We start from the raw sequence: 17,814 nt of genomic DNA, 5'->3' as shown, positions 1-17,814 counted from the left end.
TGAGCCTCGGCTGTGCCCGTCGGACTCGGTTGGGCCAGGTCAGACGATTGCCATGTCGACGAAGCGCGACAGGTGCAGCTGGGCGGCGACCGTCACAGTGTCAGTCGGGCCATTTCTGTGTTTAGCGATTATGAAATCCGCCTCCCCGGCGCGGGGTGACTCCTTGTCGTAGTAGTCGTCGCGATGCAGAAGTATGACAACGTCCGCATCTTGTTCGATAGAGCCAGACTCCCGCAAATCAGACAATTGTGGACGCTTATCGGTGCGTTGTTCCGGGCCACGGTTCAGCTGGCTGACCGCGATGACCGGACACTCCACCTCCTTGGCCAACAGCTTCAGGCCCCGGGACAGGTCCGCGACCTCCTGCTGCCGGCTCTCCGTACGCTTCGGCGAGGTCATCAGCTGGAGATAGTCGACCACAATCAACTTGAGGTCATGCCGCTGCTTGAGCCGACGGGCCTTCGCCCGGATCTCCATCAGGTTCATGCTGGGCGTGTCGTCCACGAACAGCGGCGCCTCGCTGATCTCACCCATGCATCGGGCCAGCTTGGTCCAGTCGTCGTCGGACAGTTGCCCGCTTCGCAGCACGTGCAGTGGCACCCGGGCCTCGGCCGAGAGCAGCCGCATGACGATCTCGACCTTGCTCATTTCCAGCGAGAAGATCGCCGCCGCCTGGTTGGCACGAATCGCAGCGTTCCGCGCGAAGTCCATGCTTGCAGTGCTGTTGTGCGTGGGAATCATCGACCGACCGGCAAGGTACAGGTGATCCTCATTGTCGACCGTGACGCACCGCACGGGGACACTCGGCACCGGTCGCACATCCACGATGTAGCGGGATCGGGTACCCGCGCGGCCGACCGCGTGCCGGCGCGTGGCGTGCGACTCCCGCTTCCTGGTCAACCGGAACACCTCGTCCGAGGTGGAGAAGCTCAGTGTGAAAGCCGTAGAGCTTTCGGGAGTGCGGCCGTTGACTCGCTTTCGGTAGATCGAGCATCGGTAACCCAGGCTGACGACGAGCTCGTACACATCCTCGGCTATCCGCTCCGAGGCGGTGGTGTATTGGATGTGTCCGGCTGGCGCGGCGGTACCGTCGGTGTCGAGCAGTCCGGCCAGCAACTCCCGTCGCTGCTCCTCCGACGCTCGGAGGTAAGGCTGCGGGATGTGCTTGTCGTTGAGGACACCGGCGGCTCGAAGCAGCCCGGTGAACGAGCCACTCAACCGGCGACACGACGTGCAGTGACGGGCACCGTTCCAGCTCGACTTCGTCGTCGTGCCGCAGGTCTTGCAACCCTCGCGGTCGGCAGCCTCGACCATGCCTCTCGACCTGGCGCCACACGTCCTTCCGCAGGTTCTCACCGCAGACGCGCGTGGGGTGAAGATGACGCCGCAGACGATGCAGCGACGATCGTCGAGTGGTGCCCGCGGCGGCAGCTTGATGCCGTAGGAGTAGGTGCCGCTTTCCCGGGCGACGATGAAGCCATCGGCTGCGACGTACTGTGCGATCTCCGGATCCGCCGACGTGAACCGGGCACCTGCCGAGTGCCCGTCGCCCAGCCACACGCCAAGCGTGTACGGGGGGATCGGCAGGTCCTCGCGGGCAGGAAGGGACAGCGGTTGAGCATTGGTCACCGCGTGGTTTGCGCGCCCGTCAGCCGGATGCCGCAGTGTCGCGGCGATGTGTTCGGTAGTGACGGCCCGAGGGTGTGCCACGGTCGTATTGCTGTTCATGAGCCGACTCACCCGGCTCAGGTGGGCGTCGAACAGGGCATGGGCGCTGTAGGCGTCCACCGTCCGACGCCAGGGCCTGCCGTTCCGGGAGTACTGACGTTCGACAGTGCCGGCGTTGCCGACCTTGGCCGCCACGACGTGCAGGATGTTCCGGAACTGGGCCCCGGCGATCTCCACGGCTTCTCGGTAAGTGACAAGCCGATCGGGAGTGGCGGTGACGGCCCGGTGTACGGCTGCCGCCTTCGCACGTGCCGAAGCATCCCACTGGTAGCGCGGCCGGCGCTCATTTTGTTGGCGGCGTGAGGCCCGGGTGGTCGTCGTCCACAGGTGCTCGGCATCGGCGACGATGACTGAACCGTCGGAGAACTCGACCTCGTAGCAGGGGCGGTCGTGGCGCACCTGGTAGGCGTGCGTGACGGTGGTAGGGCGGCCATCCGCACCGATCAGCTGCGCGCCTACCCGCACCTCGCCCATCGTCGTCCAGCCGGCCGGAGTCGGCAGGGGTGTGTCGAGCGCGAGCGCCTTTCCCAGGCCAGGTCGCCCCGCCACAATGATCAACTGACCAGCATGCAACCCGTTGAGCAGGCGGTCCAGGTCGGTGAAGCCGGTCGGCACGCCGGTCATCACGCCGCCCTGGGCGCCGACCGCCTCGATCTCGTCGAGTGTCGGTTGCAGCATGTCGGCCAGCACCGCGAAGTCCTCGCTGACCCGGCGCTCGGTCACGTCGTAGACGGCCTGCTGAGCCAAATCGACGATGTCGTCCACGTCCCGGCTGCCGCCGTTCGCGGTGCCGTAGCCGAGCTGGACGATCCGGGTTCCGGCCTCGACCAGACGCCGGAGCACCGCGCGTTCGCTGACGATGCGGGCGTAGTAGGCGGCGTTCGCGGCGGTAGGCACGCTCGCGATGAGCGTGTGCAGGTAGGGGGCGCCACCCACGCGGGCCAGGTCGCCGGAGTCGGCGAGTGCCGCAGCGACGGTGATGGCGTCGGCCGGCTCACCCCTGCCGTAGATCTCCAGAATGGTGTCGAAGACGGTGGCGTGGATCGGCCGGTAGAAGTCGTTGGTCTTGAGGATCTCGACGACGTCGGCGATGGCGTCCTTGGAGAGCAGCATGCCGCCCAGGACGCACTGCTCCGCGGCCACGTCCTGGGGTGGCGTCTTGTCGAACTGACCGTCGCGTGGCATGTCGGCGGACTGCTGCCCACCGCTCTGGAACGACTCCGTCCGCCTGTCGTCGGTGACCGACACCGGGCCCCCCTCCACTGCGTCGGATCGGTTCCAGGCTTACCGCCCGGGTGCGACAACGTCGACCGGCCGCGTCGATCGGGGGCCATCGGGGCGGCAGGTCGGTGGCAACCATACGGACTCCGAGGTCAGCCGCTCAACCATGGCGGTGGACGAGCCTCGGGACAACCTGTGGACGCAGGTGCACAACCGTGTGCGCAGCGTGTGCACAGGGTGTGGATAACAGATGGGGAATTCTCGGCGAGAAGGCTCTGACCTGCATGAACTCTTTCCCCAGCCTGTGGAGAGAATTTCCGGGTAGGGCTTTGTCCTGAACCTCCCGTAAGATCGGTGGCCTACGGCTACACCTGGACAGCGGATTGCACTTTCGGTTGAGAAGGGTCACGCTCCGGCCGTGAGTTACCGGGACTGGGCAAGCGGGGAGGACGGTCCGCGCGAGCGGCGACCGACCGCTTCGTGGGCCGAGCCCGTCGAGGATTCACGGGCCGGGCGTTACGACTCGGCGGTGGAGCGTTATCGCACTCCGAGCCGTCGACGGGCGATCGAGCGCGGGCAGGACGAGCCGGCCGAGCCCTATCTGCCGCGCTGGGCACTGGAGTCGGGTGTCAGCAGCGTCGACGGTGGCGGTCGGCACGCCGCGCCGGACGAGGATGACTATGACGACCGGCCGCGTTACGGAGACGGCGGCGGGCGTTCGTCGCGGGCTGCCCGGAGCCGGCGAGCCGATGAGACGGACTGGCGTGCGGCGTCGCCCCGCGCCATCGCCCCGTCACCAGCAGTGGCACCGCAGTCCGACCACACCCGCGAGTGGACCTTCGACCGTCCACAGGAGGAGGGGTACGTCGGCAGCCGCCGGGCCGAGGAGGACGATCCGGTCTCGGGTGTGGCGCCGCAGAGCCGACCACGTCGAGCGCAGTCCCGCCAACGCCAGGTGACCTGGTCCGGCCTGGCAGAGGACGACCAGCAGAAGCCCGACGCCGAGCCGGCCGCCGACCCCACACCTCGACGTCGACGCCGGGCGGCTGAGCCGGCACCGGGCCCGGCCGTGGATCCGTGGGAACGGGCGGCGGAACCGTGGGAGCGGGCGGCTGAGCCGGCGCCGCGACGACAGGCGGTGGATCCGTGGGATGCCTCCGGTCTGCACGCCTGGCAGCAACCCGCAGGTCTGGACCGTCGTGCCGAGTCCGGCCCGGCCGACCCCTGGGACGCCGACAGTACGAGCCAGTGGCTTCAGTCACCCGCGACGGACCAGTGGTTGGAGCCGGACAGCACGGGCCAGTGGGACCGCGATCCCGAGCTGGACCGGCGGGAGCGGCAGTGGGATCGCAACCGGTGGGACGACTACTCCGAGCCGGACCGCTGGGATCGGACAGCGCGACCCCGCTCGGGCGGCGCACCCGGTGCGCAGCAGGGGTCGTGGAGCGCCCGACCTGAGCCTGAGCCGGAGCCACCGCAGGAGACCTTCTGGCCTGGCACCCGACTGGCCGGCGACGATCCGCGTTGGGTGGATGCTTCCGCGTCGGCGCCCCGGTCGCCGGTGGTGGGTTACACGGCACCGCGTCCCCGCCCGGCCCCCAGGCGTCGTGCGGCGGCAGTCCCGCAGGCGCGGCCGGTCGGCATCGCGGCGGTACGACGGCGCATCGAGTCGGTGGGCAACGCGAGTTGGAACCGCCGACTGGAAGACGACCTGCTCGACCCCGATCCGGGCGGCCCCTGGCTGCCCCTGCTCTACACCGCGGCCTGTTACGTCCTGCCGGCGGTAGTGGTCTTCGTCTGGCTGCTGACCCTGGACGGGACGCCACCTGTGGGGTGCGTGACCGACATCAGTGGCGGTGGCTGTGAGTCGCCTCGGGCGCGCGCGTTCGGGGCGATGGTGGGCGGGATGCCACGCTTCGGTCTGGCGCTGGCCAGCAGCCTGGCGATCGCGACGCTGCTGCGCCGGGTGGGTACGACCTGGCGCCCGACCACCGTGGCGCTCGCCGCCGCCGTGGTCGGTGGCGGTCTCTCCACAGTGATGATCAGCGCGGTGACCGGCCAGCCCATCGGTTGACCGGGAAACTCGACACACACGAACAGGGCCCGCACCGGTGGACGGTGCGGGCCCTGTGTCGTTCGTCAGCCGGACACTCAGCCCTGCACGACGTTGAGGTTGAACGAGGCGGTCACCTCGGGGTGCAGCTTGATCCGCACGGGGTGCGACCCGATCGACTTGATGTGGCCGGTGACCTCCAGCCGCCGCCGGTCGAGAGCCGGGCCGCCGGCCGCCTTGACGGCGTCGACGATCTCGGCCGGGGTGACCGAGCCGAAGAGCCGACCACCTTCGCCGGCACGAGCCTTGAGGGTCACCTTCAGTGCTTCGAGCTGTGCCTTCACCTCGTTGGCGTGGTCCAGGTCGCGGATCTCGCGGGCCGAACGGGCCCGCTTGATGAGCGTGACCTGCTTCTCCGCGCCCTTGGTCCAGGCGATCGCGAAGCCCTGCGGGAGCAGGTAGTTACGGCCGTAGCCGTTCTTGACCTCCACGATGTCGCCCGGGGCACCGAGCCCGGACACCTCCTGAGTCAGGATGATCTTCATATCGGTGCCTTTCTCAGCGGGCCGTCGCGGTGTACGGCAGGAGCGCCATCTCACGGGCGTTCTTGACCGCACGGGCGATCTGCCGCTGCTGCTGCGAGGTGACGCCGGTCACCCGCCGAGCGCGGATCTTGCCGCGGTCGGAGATGAACTTGCGCAGCAGCGCGGTGTCCTTGTAATCGATGTAGGTGATCCCGTCCTTGTCTAGCGGGTTCACCTTCTTCTTCGGCTTGCGCAGTGCCGCAGCCTTCGCCATTGCTCTTGCTCCTGGTTTACGATCACGGGCGCTCGGCGCCATTAGAACGGAGGCTCCTCGTCGAAGTTGCCGCCACCCGAACGGGAGGGGGCCGGTGCGGCCGAAGCCCAGGGGTCGTCGAAGTTGCCTCCGCCGCCCTGGCCACCACCGCCACCACTACCGAAGCCGCCGCCACCGCCGCCGGACCGGGACATCTTCTGCACCTTCGCCGTGGCGTAGCGCAGTGACGGGCCGATCTCGTCGACCTCCAGCTCGATGACGGTGCGCTTCTCACCCTCGCGGGTCTCGTACGACCGCTGACGCAGCCGACCCGAGACGATCACGCGGGCACCGCGCTGGAGCGACTCCGCCACGTGCTCCGCGGCCTGCCGCCAGACGGTGCACGAAAGGAACAGCGGCTCGCCGTCCTTCCACTCGCCGGATGCCTTGTCCATGAACCGGGGCGTCGAGGCGACCCGGAACTTGGCGACCGCGGCACCGGAGGGGGTGAACCGCAACTCGGGGTCATCGGTCAGGTTGCCGATGACCGTGATGGTGGTGTCTCCTGCCATGACCAACTCCTCGCGCGCTCATCCGTTCGCCGTACAGGTTCTCAGAACCCTCTGACAGCGACGGTGAGGCTGATCCGGGTGGGGCCGGGGTGGGTTTGCTAGCGCATTTCCGGCCGGATGACCTTCGTACGCAGCACGGACTCGTTGAGCCGCAGCTGGCGGTCCAGCTCGGCCACCGCCTCCGGCGTCGCTTGGAGGTCGACGACGGCGTAGATGCCCTCGGCCTTCTTGTTGATCTCGTACGCGAGGCGACGACGGCCCCACACATCGGTCTTCTCCACCGAGCCACCCGCGGTCCTGATCACGTTCAGGTACGTGTCGAGCGACGGGGCGACGGTGCGCTCCTCGAGGCTGGGGTCGAGGATCACCATGATCTCGTAATGACGCAAGACGTGCTCACCTCCTGTGGGCTATGCGGCCACGGTCCTTCCGTGGCAGGAGGTCGTGCGTCGTGGCCCGCTCCGTGCCAGGGGAACCCGGCCGGGGACGGACAACCGGACCAGGATACCCGGCCCGGACGATCACCATCACCGAGGTGACGGGGCACAGCGAACCGGGGGCCCGGCCGACGTCGCTGTCGGCACGGACCCCCGGCCACGGGGCCGCGGGGCGCCTGGTCCGCATTCCTTGGGTGGGACCTGGGGAGGAACGACCACACCGATGAGGTTGGACCGGAGACGCCCCGCGGAGCTTTATCACGTTGTTACCTGACGTTATCGCGGAAGCTGTGCTTCATGGGGCAAATCCCGGAATTAACGACAAATTACTACTCGGTTCCGGCCGCGTCGCCTTGACCGGAGGATCCATTGGCATCAACGACTACCGTCGGCGAGGGTGACGCGACCAGGTAGTGGGCGTCGCCCCGGCCGTCGGGGGCGGGACGTAGGCTCGCCTGCATGCGTATCGGAGCCCACGTCGATCCGACCGACCCGCTGGCGGAGGCGACCGCCCGAGCGGCGGACGCCGTGCAGTTCTTCCTCTCCGACCCCCAAGGTTGGAAGACTCCGCAGCCGCGCGCCGACGCGGAAACGCTGAGCAGCGCCGACGTCGACGTCTACGTGCACGCGCCGTACGTCATAAATGTCGCCACCGGCAACAACCGCATCCGGATCCCCAGCCGCAAGCTGCTGCTCGCGCACGCGAAAGCGGCCACCGCGATCGGCGCGAAGGGCCTTGTGGTTCACGGCGGGCACGTCAACGCCGGTGACGACCCGGCGACCGGGTTCGACAACTGGCGCAAGGCACTGTCGTACGCCGCCGAGTCCGGCGGCCTCGGGCTGCCGATTCTGATCGAGAACACCGCCGGCGGTGAGAACGCCTGCGCGCGACGGCTGGATGCGCTCGCCCGGCTCTGGGACGCGGTAGGCGACCACGAGGTCGGTTTCTGCCTGGACACCTGCCACGCCCACGCCGGCGGGGAGGAACTGCTCGGCCTGGTCGATCGGGTAAAGGCGATCACCGGTCGGATCGACCTGGTGCACGCCAACAACTCCAAGGACGGGTTCGGGTCGGGTCGGGATCGTCACGACAACCTGTCGGCCGGCACCATCGACCCGGACCTCGTGGTCGCGGTGATCCGCGCGGCTGGCGCACCTGTCATCGTCGAGACGCCCGGAGGTGCCGAGGGGCAGGGCGGCGACATCGCCTACCTGCGCGGACAGCTCGACGGGGAGACCGGGGCACGATGACCACGGATCAGTCCGCCCCCGGCGGCCGCAGGCCGACCTCACGCGGCCGAGCCACCGACGGGTCGGCGCTCGCCGACACTGCCCCGGAGCGCCGGGGCGACGCTGCCGACGAGGTCCGGTCGAACGCCTCGGACAAGGCTGACCCGGGCGTGGCCACCACGAACGGTCCGGCCGACGCGGTTCGCCCGGCGGAGAAGAGCACCGGCACCGACCATGCTCCGGGAAAGCCGGCAGGCACAGCGACGGATACCGCCGCAGCGACGACCGCTGCCCGCAAGGACGAGAACGGCAGGACCACCGCGGGCAGCGATGCTGCGGGCAGGAACGGGCCCGCTGGCGGCGCGGTCGCAGACAAGACCGCCGCAGCCAAGGACACTGCCGCAGGCAGCAAGGCCGACAGCAGCAAGTCCGACGACGAGGGTAAGTCCGACGACAAGACCAAGGTCGCCGACAAGGACGCGGGCGGGGACACGGACAAGCCCGCCGGCGAGCGCAGCCCCTCCGGGCAGGCCGGCGGCGACAGGCCCGGCGAGGCCGGCAGCGGCAAGCCGGACAGCGCCGGCCAGGTAGAGGATGGCAGCAAGCCGGATCGATGGTCCGCCTTCGGGCCCGCGCCCGAGCCGGTCCCGTCCTGGTACGGGCGCCTGGGCCGGTGGTTCGGCCGGCTCCTGATCCACGAGTGGACGTTGGCCGCCGTCGGGTCACTGGCGCTGGCCGTGCTGATGACCTGGCCGACACTGCGTTACCCGGCACACACGCTGCCGCAGGACTACTGGGACCCGAGCCTCCAGGCCTGGCAGATGGCCTGGTCCGGGCACATCCTGCTGACCGAGCCGGCCCAACTGTGGCACGCCAACGCGTTCTTTCCCGAGCGGTGGAGCTTCGCCTTCTCCGACACCCTGCTCGGGTACGCGCCGGCCGGAATGATCGGTAGCGGCCCCGAGGCCGCCCTCGTTCGCTACAACATCATGTTCGTGCTGGCGCACGCCCTCGCCACCTTCGGCGCGTACGTGCTGGCCCGGCAGCTCGGCGCGAGCCGGATCGGTTCCGCGGTGGCCGGTGTCACCTACACCTACGCGCCGTGGCTGCTTGCCCAGGCCGGTCACCTGCACGTGGTCTCCAACGGCGGCATTCCGCTGGCGCTGGCCATGCTGGCCCGAGGGCACGGCTGGTCGCTCCGGCACGGCTACCGGCCCGAGCGTCGGCACGAGGGTTGGGTGTACGCCGGCTGGCTGGTGGCCGCCTGGCAGCTCAGCCTCGGGTTCGGTATCGGTCTGCCGTTCGCGTACGCGCTCGCCGGCATCGTTCTGGTGGCCGCCGTCATCTGGTACGTGAAGCGGATCTTCTGGCGGGTCAAGCGCCCCTTCGGCCAGCGGCTTCTCGTGGCAGACCTGATCGGCGGGCTGATCTTCGCCGGGGTGGGCGCCCTGATGGCCATCCCGTACTTCACTGTCGCGCAGCTGCATCCGAACGCGGAGCGGACGATCGACGACATCGCCGTCTTCTCGCCGCCCGCGACTGGTTTCGTCACCGCCCCGGCCGAGTCCCGTCTCTGGGGTGGCCTGCATGAGGGCGCCCGGTCGCTGTTGCCGTGGCATCCGGAGATGACGCTGCTGCCCGGCTTCGTGCTGTACGCGCTGGCCCTCGGGGGCTTGTTCTTCTCCGTCTGGAAGGTCCGCCAACGGCTCCTGCTGTTCGCCGGGGTGCTTGTCGCGATGGCCCTGTCGATGGGCACCGAGCTGTTCGGTGGTCGCTTCACCTACGTACCACTCTTCGACCATTTGCCCGGCTGGAGTGGCATCCGGACACCGGGCCGGTTGATGTTGTGGGCCACGTTGCTGCTCGGTCTGCTCGCGGCCGGGGCGGTAAGCGCGTACGCCGAGCGGGTCCGGGAAATCTCCGCCGAACGGATTCCGTCCTGGCCGAGCCCCTGGCTGCGCCTGGCCACCCTGGTACCGCTGCTGCTTGTCATCGCCGAGGGCACCAACACCACACCCCATCCGGTGGTGCCGACGCAGCCGGCGGCGATGCGTTCGATCGACGGTCCGCTGCTCGTCCTGCCCAGCGGGCAGAACCATGACCAGCCGGTGATGCTCTGGTCGACCACCCGGTTCCAGGACATCGTCAACGGCGGCAGCGGTTTCACCCCGCGCCAACTCAACGACGTACGCCGGGTCGCCATGACCTTCCCCGACCAGACGAGCGTCGACTACCTGCGCACGCTGCGCGTGCACAACGTCCTGGTGCTGCGCAACAAGATCGCCGGCACCCCGTGGGAGGTGAGCGTCGACGCGCCTGTCGACGGACTCGGCATCACCCGTGAGGAGATCGACGACGTCGTCGTCTTCCGCCTCTGAGCGTGCCGGTTGTGGTCACGTGGTGGTGGCTACCGGCGTCGGGGGCTGCTCAACCGTCGAACGGCGGCTTCGCCATCGGTCCAACCAGGGAGCGTCGGGGGCGCCGTCGAGCAGGCCACCGTCCGGATCGTCGACGTAGGTGCGGCGTACCGCGTCCTGCTCCGGGTTCATGATCTCGCGTACGACCAGGACGACGAGTGCCATCACGGCGGCCAGGCGCAGGCTCGCGGCCAGCACGAAGACGCCCTCCGGGAAGACAGGTGTGCCTGTCGACGCGCCGAGCAGTTGGCCGTAGAAGGCGATGAAGTAGCAGACCTCGGCGACCTGCCAGACGAGGAACGCCCCCCACTTGGGCCGGGCAAGCACCACGAGCGGCAGCAGCCAGAGTACGAACTGCTGCGACCAGACCTTGCTGAAGATCAGGAAGGCGGCCACCACCAGGAAGGCGAGCTGGGCCAGCCGGGGACGTCGCGGCGCCAGCAACGCCAGTGCGCCGATACCAAGGCAGGCCAGCCCGAACAGGGCGTACGACAGGTGATTCAAGGTGGGGATGTTGCCGTCGAGCCACTGGAACGGTCCGACACTTGCCGGGTCACCGAACTTCCCGTCCAGGTAGCGGCCGATGTACCAGAAGGTGCCCCAGTCGATGGGACGTGTGGTGTTCAGCTCGAAGAACCGGTTCCAGTTGTCCCGGTACGGAATCGCCACCGGCAGGTTCACCAGCACCACGGTCACCGCTGCCGTGACGATGGACAGCAGCGCGGCCCGGATCCGGTTGGCACGTAACGCGAGCACCAGGATCGGCCCGAGAATGAACAGCGGCCACATCTTCGCCGCGCCACCGAGCCCGAGCAGCACTCCGGAGAGCGCGACAAGCAGTGTCCCCTTCGGGCCCGGCCCGGAGCGCGCCCAGGCCAGCAGGCCGAGTGCGGCAAGGCCGATGGCCAGGAAGTCCCAGTTGACGGTGGCGGTGAGCAGCAGCGCGGGAGCGAGCGCGAAGAGCGCGGCGTCCCACGGTCGCCGGCGGCGCAGCGCCAGAATCACCGCGACGGTGACCACCGCCAGCGCGCCGAGCACGAGGGCGTTGAGGTTGTAGAACCACTGGCCCTGGTTCATGTCCGGGTTCTCAGCGCCGGCCGAGTGGACAGGCAACCCGAGCGCTCCCATGAAGTACCCGGTGAGTACCGGGTACTCCACCGGGTGATCCCGGTAGGGCACAGCACCCTCGTTGAGCCGCTCGGCGTAGTAGAGCGCCAGGACGTCGGTGTAGCAGAAGCGGGTGTACTGCTCGTTGTTCGCCCACGCGCCGTCCTGGCAGGGTGACTTCTGTACCCAGTGCAGGGCCAGCGTGAGGCAGGTCAGCGCCAGGACGATCCGCACCGCCGTCCAGAAGCGACGCTCCGCGCCGACCGGCCGACCCCGGGCGACCGCGTGGTCACCGAGCGGACCACCGATCAGTCCGGAAAGCCCCCGGACGAAGCCGTCGGAGCGGGACGGGTGATCGGGGACATCAGGTCCATCGATGCCGGGCGTCGACTTCGTGCTCATGACCGTGCATCCTGCCGCATCCGGCGACCGCGTTGAAGCCGAAACCACAGCGAATCCCCGAGGCGCTGTCGCCTGTGTCGTGGGCACTTCGGACACCGAGGCATCGGCGACCGGCGCTCGGGAACCGGCGTCCGCCGCTCGCGGGCTGCGGCATGTCGCGGTATCCCTGGCACCGCAAACCCCGACATGCCGCAACTGACGAGCCGACGGCCGGCGGCGACCAGTACCGGAGTTCAGAGCACGAGGAACAGGACCGCCGGGGTGATGAGCAGGGCGACCACTGAGACGATCGCAGACCGCCCCCGGAAACAATCGCCCAGGTCGTACAAAATAATGCGATGAGGTGCTCATTGCATATCTTCCGAGGCGATTAAGGAGTCCAATTAGAACAACTATACAAAACGTTTGCCCTGTTAGCTGGGTCTTGACACGCATGAATATTACGCTAGCATGGGCACTGCCCGACGAAGGTGGGCGGAAAGAAGGCACGGGGGTAGTGAATTGGAACTCAATTTTTTAGGCCCGGTGACCGTGAAAGTGGGTTCTTCCGGAATTGATATTCCGGGGACTCGGGACCGCAAGATTCTGGCGACCTTGCTCCTGAACTCCAATCGTCCCGTCCACATCGATTTGTTGATCGATGTGGTGTGGGACGACGACCCACCGGTCACCGCACGTCAGCAGGTACAGAATCGGCTGGGCAGTCTGAGAGCCAGATTTGGCATCGAGGCACCCCGAATCAACCGCAACGGAAACCACTACACGCTGCACGTGACAGACGACCAGGTCGACGGACTCAAGTTCCGCAAAGTCTGCACCGAGGCAGCCTTCGCGGTGAATTCCAACCACACGGAAAAGGCTGTCAGCCTTTTGCGGTCAGGGCTCGAACTATGGCGTGGGTCCCCTGTGGAGGACGTCGAATCAGCCAGACTTCAGATGGAGGCCCTGCGGTGGAAGGAGTACCACCTGAAGGCGATCGAGACGTTGGTTGATCTGGAATTCAGTCTCAACAGACACCGGCTGTTGACAGCTGATCTGCGTAGCTGGATCGGCAGCTATCCCTACCACGAAGGTCTGCACTGCCGGCTCGCGGAGGCCATGGACGCCGGCTCCCGCACGGCTGAGGCGCTGGGCGTACTCAGTGGCTTGCGTGCCCGGCTGGCCCGGGAGATGGGGATCAGCGCCGGACCGGTGGTCGAGGATCTGTACCACCGCCTGCTACGCAAGCCCGGGATAAGGACCATCGCGATCGGCTGAGGCTCGTCACCACCGACTGAGGCATTCGCGGCCGGGTGGGGGTCGGGACATCCCGACCCCCACCCGGCCTCCGGACTGCGCGTGCGGTTGCTCGCCGTGGGCCGATGGCCGTGCCACCAGAGCCCTCCCGGCGGGGCGCGGCCACGGTGATCCGACGATGACGTGTCAGTGGGAAGCATCGAAATCATCGCGGCATCCGATCCGAGTTGGAGGACCGCCTTGTTCCAGAGAAGAAGCGCCCGGCTGGCCGCCACGCTGGCACTCTGCTTCGCCGCCGGCCTGGCCGCTCCGCAGGCAGCCGTCGCTGCGCCAGCCCCTGCCGCAGCGGAAACCGCAGTTGCGGAAACCACAGTCAAGGCCGAGGATCTCGACCCGACGAAAGCCACGATGATCCCGGAGGTCGAGCTAATGTCCGCCGGCTGCGGCGCGACCTGCGACGGCAAGAACCCCGCGACGTTCAAGATCTACCACAGCGGGTGTTCGACCTGTTACCACTACTGCTCGGACGACGCACAAACTGTCGCGTCGAACAACAACGGAATCTCCCTGGAACTGCGCTACAGCCCCCGGTGCCGGACCGCATGGGCGCGGGTGGGTTCCGACTTCTACTACCCGACGGTACGCAGCTACTACCTCGACGGGCGGGTCCGCACCTCGTACAGCGGCTTTGCCGGTGCCTTCTACACCCAGATGGTCAACGATGCCAACCTGCTCGCTCGGGCGGAAGCCAGCGCCGGTCCCTCCACCTGGTGGACGAGCAAGTACTGACCGGACCGGTCGCTTGAGCGGCTCGATCCGGCACAACCAGTGCAGCCCGGGGACCGGACAGGTTCCGATCCCCGAGCTGCACTGATCGCGGTAGGTCGTTGTCGGTGCCAGCGAGCCGCTGCCTTCACCGCCGGTTCGCTGGCCGGGCAGGTCGAGCGGTCAGTACCAGCGGGTGCAGTGCCAGTCGGTGCCACTGGCCGGCCAGTAACAGGCGCTGGCCTCAAGGTTGGCGTCGTTGACCATGTCGGTCCAGACGCCGCCGTACTCGGAATAGCCCTCGATCGTCTTACGGTGGTTGCCGTTCAAGTGTCGGCTGACCACCTTGAACGCCGTCCATCCGGCGCTGGTCCTCGCCCAGGCGGTGCGGCATCGCGGGCTGTACCGCAGTTCGACGCTGCCTGCTGGACTCGACACTCGGTACACATACCCGCTGGACAGCTTCGGCGTGATCGCATCCTCGGCACAGGTGTAGTACCTGGTGCCGTCGTAGTAAATCTTGAAGGTGTTCGGATCCCTGTTGTCGCATGAAGATCCGCAGCCGGTGTTGGCAAGCGTGACCGCATCGAGTCTGATCCCGTCGCCAGCCGCGATCACCGCCTCGGCCTCCAGGACGGCCGGGTCGCGTGCTGCCTGGGCTGAGGCGGGAGCCGCGCTCCAACCCAGCGCGAGGATCGAGACAAGTCCGGAGATGAGTAGTAGTCGTCGCATACGGTCCCCTTGATGAGCCGGTGTTGGGCGACAAGGTATTCACGTTCGCCATCACCGCGCCATCACGGCACCATCAACGCCCAGGTGATCCTCGACGACGGGCCGGTCACGAGTCCAGTCAGGGTCGCGCCCCTACCTCAAACCGCAGATACCTCTTCCCCGGCACACCAACAGCGGGCGGCCGGAGAAGGTTCTCCGGCCGCCCGCAGCGTCAGTGGGAGCTAGGTCCTAGTCCCGGGTCGGCGTTCTTGTCGGTAGCAGACCGCCGCCTTCGCCACCCGGACCTTGATCATTTCCAGGTGGGCCACCCGGATTGTTGCCGCCGTTGTTGTCACCGCCGGGTCCACCGTTGTTGCCGCCGTTGTTCCCACCGCCGAGCTGGCAGAGGAGGTCGACCGGGTTGCAGTTCTGCTGGTTGCCGGCGCCCGGCGGGGGCGGTGGCGGGGCGGGCTCGTCGCCGTTGCCGGCGTCCTGATCGCCAACCCCTGTGACGTCGGGCAGGTTGGATGGGTCGTAGCCCTTCAGCGCATCGTCCATGTAGCGCTTCCACAACGCGGCGGGGATTGTGCTACCGCCGACGTTGTCGCCGTTCCTGTCCACGATCGCCGGCTTCTTCGAGTCGCGGCTGCCGATCCAGACGGCGGTGGCCAGGTTCTCGTCGTAGCCGACCATCCAGGCATGGGCGTTCTTGTCGGTGTTGTTGTACTCCCAGGTTCCGGTCTTGCCGGCAGCCTGCCGGTTCACCAGGCTGGCGTTGCTCTTGCCCGGGATCTCCTTGAGCACCGCTGTCACCTCGTCAGCGACCTCCGGTCGGATCACCTGCTGCGGCTTGAGCTTCTCGCCGGTGCCGGGCACCTTGTCCCACTTGCCGGTGGCCTTGTTCTGCTTCTCCACCGTCCGGACGAAGTGCGCCTTGTTGTACTTGCCCTTGTTCGCGAGAGTGGCCAGGCCGGTGGCATGGTCCAGCACGGTGACCGGGTACTGGCCGTAGCCGATCACCCGGTCGAACTTGCTCGGCGCGAGCTTCTCGGGCTTCTCCTTCGTCAGGTCGTACGCCTTCTGCTTGTCGTCCCACATGGTGCGGATGCCGGCCCGGCGGGCCATGTCGAGGACCTTGTCCGGACCGATGTCCTCGGTCACGTGGAAGAACGGCACGTTGTACGACTGAACCGTCGACTCCTGCAAGGTGCACCACTTGGCGCAGCTGGCGTTCCGGCCCGCATTCTGGATCTTGTTGGCGTAGTCGTCGGGCGTGAACGGGGTGGCGTCCCAGTGCGACTTCACCGAGATGCCGGCGTCGATCGCCGCAGCCAGGGTGTAGACCTTGAACGACGAGCCTGGCGGGTGGCCGCCGACGAGATTGCCGTTCTGGTCGGTGTTGAGGCCGGCGTAGTCGAAGTCGGCGCCGCTGTCACCGCCGTAGTAGGCGAGCACCCGGCCGGTCTTCGGGTCGACGGAGACCACAGCCGCCATCAGATTCTTGGGGTGTCCCTTGATCACCGAGCCCTTGCGGTCCGGCTGGGCCGCCTCCTCCAGCGCCTTCTGCATCTTCGGGTCGATGGTGGTGGTGATCCGGTAGCCGCCCTCGCGCAACTCGTCGACGCAGTTGGGCTTGCCCTCGGCACCGTAGTTGGAGCAGAGACCCCACTGCTCCATCTCCTGCCGGACGTAGTTGATGACGTTGCCGCGCGGGGAGGCGACACCGAAGCCGTTGTTCTTCTTCGACTTCTCGACCTTCGGGTACTCGGTCGGCCGCTCCGGCTTGCCCGGGACGCCCAGCCAACCCTCCTCGACCATCCCGTTGATGACGTACTCCCACCGGGACTTCGCGTCGACCTCGTTGGTCTCCGGGTCGAAGCCCTTGTGGGTGGCGCTGGCGACGGGCTGCTTGATCAGCGCGGCGAGCACCGCCCCCTGGGCCGGGGTGAGCTTCTTGGTGGTGGTGTTGAAGTACGTCTGGGCCGCCGCCTCGATGCCGTACGCACCGCGACCGAAGTAGATCACGTTGAGATAGTTCTCCATGATCTGCTTCTTGGTGAAGTTGTCGTTCAGCTTCGAGGCGAGGATCGCCTCCTTCACCTTCCGCGCGTAGCTGTCGTCCTGGAGGTTCTCGTAGGCGTTACGGGCGTACTGCTGGGTGATGGTCGAGGCGCCCTGCTTGTCGCCGCCGGAGAGGTTGTTCCAGGCGGCCCGGGCGATGCCCTTGTAGTCGACGCCCGAGTGCCGGTAGAAGTTGCGGTCCTCGGCGGCGGCGACAGCGTCCTGCACGTGTTGCGGGATGCTGTCGATGGTGACGAAGGTGCGGTTCTCGTTGCCGAGCTTGGCCACCACCGTCTTGCCGTCCTTGGCGTAGACAGTGGTGGACAGCGGCAGCGGGATCTCCTTGGGCAGCACCACGTTCGTCGAGTAGTAGGTGAACCCGACCACGCCGATACCGGCCAGCATGATGAACACCGCGAAGCCGGCGATCAGCATGTTCATCCGCTTGCGTTTGCGGGCTCGGGCCACCGCACCCGGGTCACGGCCACCGCGACCGGGCCCGGTCGGTCCACCCGGTCCACCGGGACCGCCCGGCCCGCCGGGGCCACCGACGCTTGCCCGGGCCACCGCGGCCCGACCGCCGACACCGCCGACGGACGCCGAACCGACGCTCGCCCGACCGGCCGACGCCGCGCCGACAGCGGCAGCACCGACGGAGGCACGACCCGGGGCGGCCGGCGACACCGGCACCGAAGCCCGGCCGGCGCGGCCTGGTGCGGGCGAGACCGGCACCGAGGCGCGACCCGGCCCAGCCGGCGACACCGGCACCGAAGCGCGACCGGGGGCACCCGGCACGGAGGCACGGCCCGGGCCGGCCCGGCCGACAGGTGCCGCGCCGGTGGACCCGCCACGCGGCGGAACACTCGCCGAGCCGCCGACCGAGGCACGTCCGCCGACCGAGGCACGGGCCGACGGACCGGAGACCTCCGGACCGGTTGACCAGTGGACTCCGCGCGGTTCACCACCCGGGCGGCGGTACGCGTCGTCCGCCTGCCCCGGTTCGTCCTGGCCCGGAATCCAGGCCCGGCCGCGCGAGGAGCTGGGATCGCCGTACGAGTTCATTCCTCACACCCTGCCGTCGCGGTGGGGCGCGTTCG

At 68.0% G+C, this 17,814-nt stretch carries 13 protein-coding genes; 5 read left to right on the top strand and 8 right to left on the bottom strand.

Going from position 1 to position 17,814, the window contains the following annotated elements; all coding sequences use genetic code 11:
- Positions 1-39: 39 nt before the first annotated feature.
- Positions 40-2,991 carry a replicative DNA helicase gene (dnaB, locus tag Van01_RS09785; protein WP_239098965.1) on the bottom strand — a complete coding sequence of 984 codons (2,952 nt, stop codon included), beginning with the start codon at positions 2,989-2,991 and terminating at the stop codon, positions 40-42.
- A gap of 376 nt (positions 2,992-3,367) precedes the next feature.
- On the opposite strand from dnaB, the gene Van01_RS09780 reads away from it, so the two are divergent.
- Positions 3,368-5,023 carry a hypothetical protein gene (locus tag Van01_RS09780; RefSeq protein WP_204004375.1) on the top strand — a complete coding sequence of 552 codons (1,656 nt, stop codon included), beginning with the start codon at positions 3,368-3,370 and terminating at the stop codon, positions 5,021-5,023.
- Positions 5,024-5,100: 77 nt separating this feature from the next.
- On the opposite strand, the gene rplI is transcribed toward Van01_RS09780, so the two are convergent.
- The 4 genes from rplI to rpsF all read right to left on the bottom strand — a co-directional run bounded on the left by rplI (position 5,101) and on the right by rpsF (position 6,740).
- A complete protein-coding gene (gene rplI / locus Van01_RS09775) occupies positions 5,101-5,547 on the bottom strand; it encodes a 50S ribosomal protein L9 (protein ID WP_204004371.1) in 447 nt (148 codons plus the stop codon).
- A 13-nt stretch (positions 5,548-5,560) separates the two neighbouring features.
- A complete protein-coding gene (rpsR, locus tag Van01_RS09770) occupies positions 5,561-5,800 on the bottom strand; it encodes a 30S ribosomal protein S18 (RefSeq protein ID WP_007073789.1) in 240 nt (79 codons plus the stop codon).
- Positions 5,801-5,841: 41 nt separating this feature from the next.
- Positions 5,842-6,351 carry a single-stranded DNA-binding protein gene (locus Van01_RS09765; RefSeq protein WP_093409371.1) on the bottom strand — a complete coding sequence of 170 codons (510 nt, stop codon included), beginning with the start codon at positions 6,349-6,351 and terminating at the stop codon, positions 5,842-5,844.
- Positions 6,352-6,449: 98 nt separating this feature from the next.
- Positions 6,450-6,740: a 30S ribosomal protein S6 gene (gene rpsF, locus Van01_RS09760; protein ID WP_013736576.1), complete on the bottom strand. Its 291-nt coding sequence runs from the start codon at positions 6,738-6,740 to the stop codon at positions 6,450-6,452.
- A gap of 507 nt (positions 6,741-7,247) precedes the next feature.
- Between rpsF and Van01_RS09755 the strand changes: the two genes are divergently transcribed.
- Together Van01_RS09755 and Van01_RS09750 are read left to right on the top strand one after the other, a co-directional pair.
- The gene (locus tag Van01_RS09755) at positions 7,248-8,039 is read left to right on the top strand and encodes a deoxyribonuclease IV (RefSeq protein WP_204004368.1); all 792 of its coding nucleotides are present in this window, start codon (positions 7,248-7,250) and stop codon (positions 8,037-8,039) included.
- Positions 8,036-10,396, top strand: coding sequence for an ICP22 family protein (locus Van01_RS09750; protein ID WP_204004365.1), 2,361 nt, complete (start codon positions 8,036-8,038; stop codon positions 10,394-10,396). Before Van01_RS09755 ends, Van01_RS09750 begins: the two co-directional genes overlap by 4 nt.
- A 15-nt stretch (positions 10,397-10,411) precedes the next feature.
- Here Van01_RS09750 and Van01_RS09745 read toward each other — a convergent pair whose 3' ends face one another.
- Positions 10,412-11,944, bottom strand: coding sequence for a glycosyltransferase family 87 protein (locus Van01_RS09745; RefSeq protein ID WP_204004363.1), 1,533 nt, complete (start codon positions 11,942-11,944; stop codon positions 10,412-10,414).
- 501 nt (positions 11,945-12,445) lie between these two features.
- Here Van01_RS09745 and Van01_RS09740 point away from each other — a divergent pair.
- Complete coding sequence (locus Van01_RS09740; RefSeq protein ID WP_204004345.1) at positions 12,446-13,201, top strand: AfsR/SARP family transcriptional regulator; 756 nt, start codon at positions 12,446-12,448, stop codon at positions 13,199-13,201.
- 219 nt (positions 13,202-13,420) lie between these two features.
- A complete protein-coding gene (locus Van01_RS09735; RefSeq protein WP_204004342.1) occupies positions 13,421-13,969 on the top strand; it encodes a DUF2690 domain-containing protein in 549 nt (182 codons plus the stop codon).
- A gap of 159 nt (positions 13,970-14,128) precedes the next feature.
- Here Van01_RS09735 and Van01_RS09730 read toward each other — a convergent pair whose 3' ends face one another.
- Positions 14,129-14,677, bottom strand: coding sequence for a DUF2690 domain-containing protein (locus tag Van01_RS09730; RefSeq protein ID WP_204004339.1), 549 nt, complete (start codon positions 14,675-14,677; stop codon positions 14,129-14,131).
- Between the two features lie 228 nt (positions 14,678-14,905).
- Positions 14,906-17,779, bottom strand: coding sequence for a transglycosylase domain-containing protein (locus Van01_RS09725; protein ID WP_204004336.1), 2,874 nt, complete (start codon positions 17,777-17,779; stop codon positions 14,906-14,908).
- Positions 17,780-17,814: the final 35 nt, after the last annotated feature.

Source organism: Micromonospora andamanensis, assembly GCF_016863495.1.
GTDB lineage: Bacteria > Actinomycetota > Actinomycetes > Mycobacteriales > Micromonosporaceae > Micromonospora > Micromonospora andamanensis.
The sequence above is the reverse complement of the archived record's forward strand: the minus strand, read 5'-3'. Positions and strand labels throughout refer to the sequence as shown.

Excerpts from the sequence above, each read along its gene's own strand:
- Van01_RS09730 (WP_204004339.1), bottom strand. The coding sequence starts at position 14,677 with ATGCGACGACTACTACTCATCTCCGGACTTGTCTCGATCCTCGCGCTG.
- Van01_RS09745 (WP_204004363.1), bottom strand. The coding sequence starts at position 11,944 with ATGAGCACGAAGTCGACGCCCGGCATCGATGGACCTGATGTCCCCGAT.
- rpsR (WP_007073789.1), bottom strand. The coding sequence starts at position 5,800 with ATGGCGAAGGCTGCGGCACTGCGCAAGCCGAAGAAGAAGGTGAACCCG.
- Van01_RS09725 (WP_204004336.1), bottom strand. The coding sequence starts at position 17,779 with ATGAACTCGTACGGCGATCCCAGCTCCTCGCGCGGCCGGGCCTGGATT.
- Van01_RS09755 (WP_204004368.1), top strand. The coding sequence starts at position 7,248 with ATGCGTATCGGAGCCCACGTCGATCCGACCGACCCGCTGGCGGAGGCG.
- Van01_RS09750 (WP_204004365.1), top strand. The coding sequence starts at position 8,036 with ATGACCACGGATCAGTCCGCCCCCGGCGGCCGCAGGCCGACCTCACGC.
- Van01_RS09765 (WP_093409371.1), bottom strand. The coding sequence starts at position 6,351 with ATGGCAGGAGACACCACCATCACGGTCATCGGCAACCTGACCGATGAC.
- rplI (WP_204004371.1), bottom strand. The coding sequence starts at position 5,547 with ATGAAGATCATCCTGACTCAGGAGGTGTCCGGGCTCGGTGCCCCGGGC.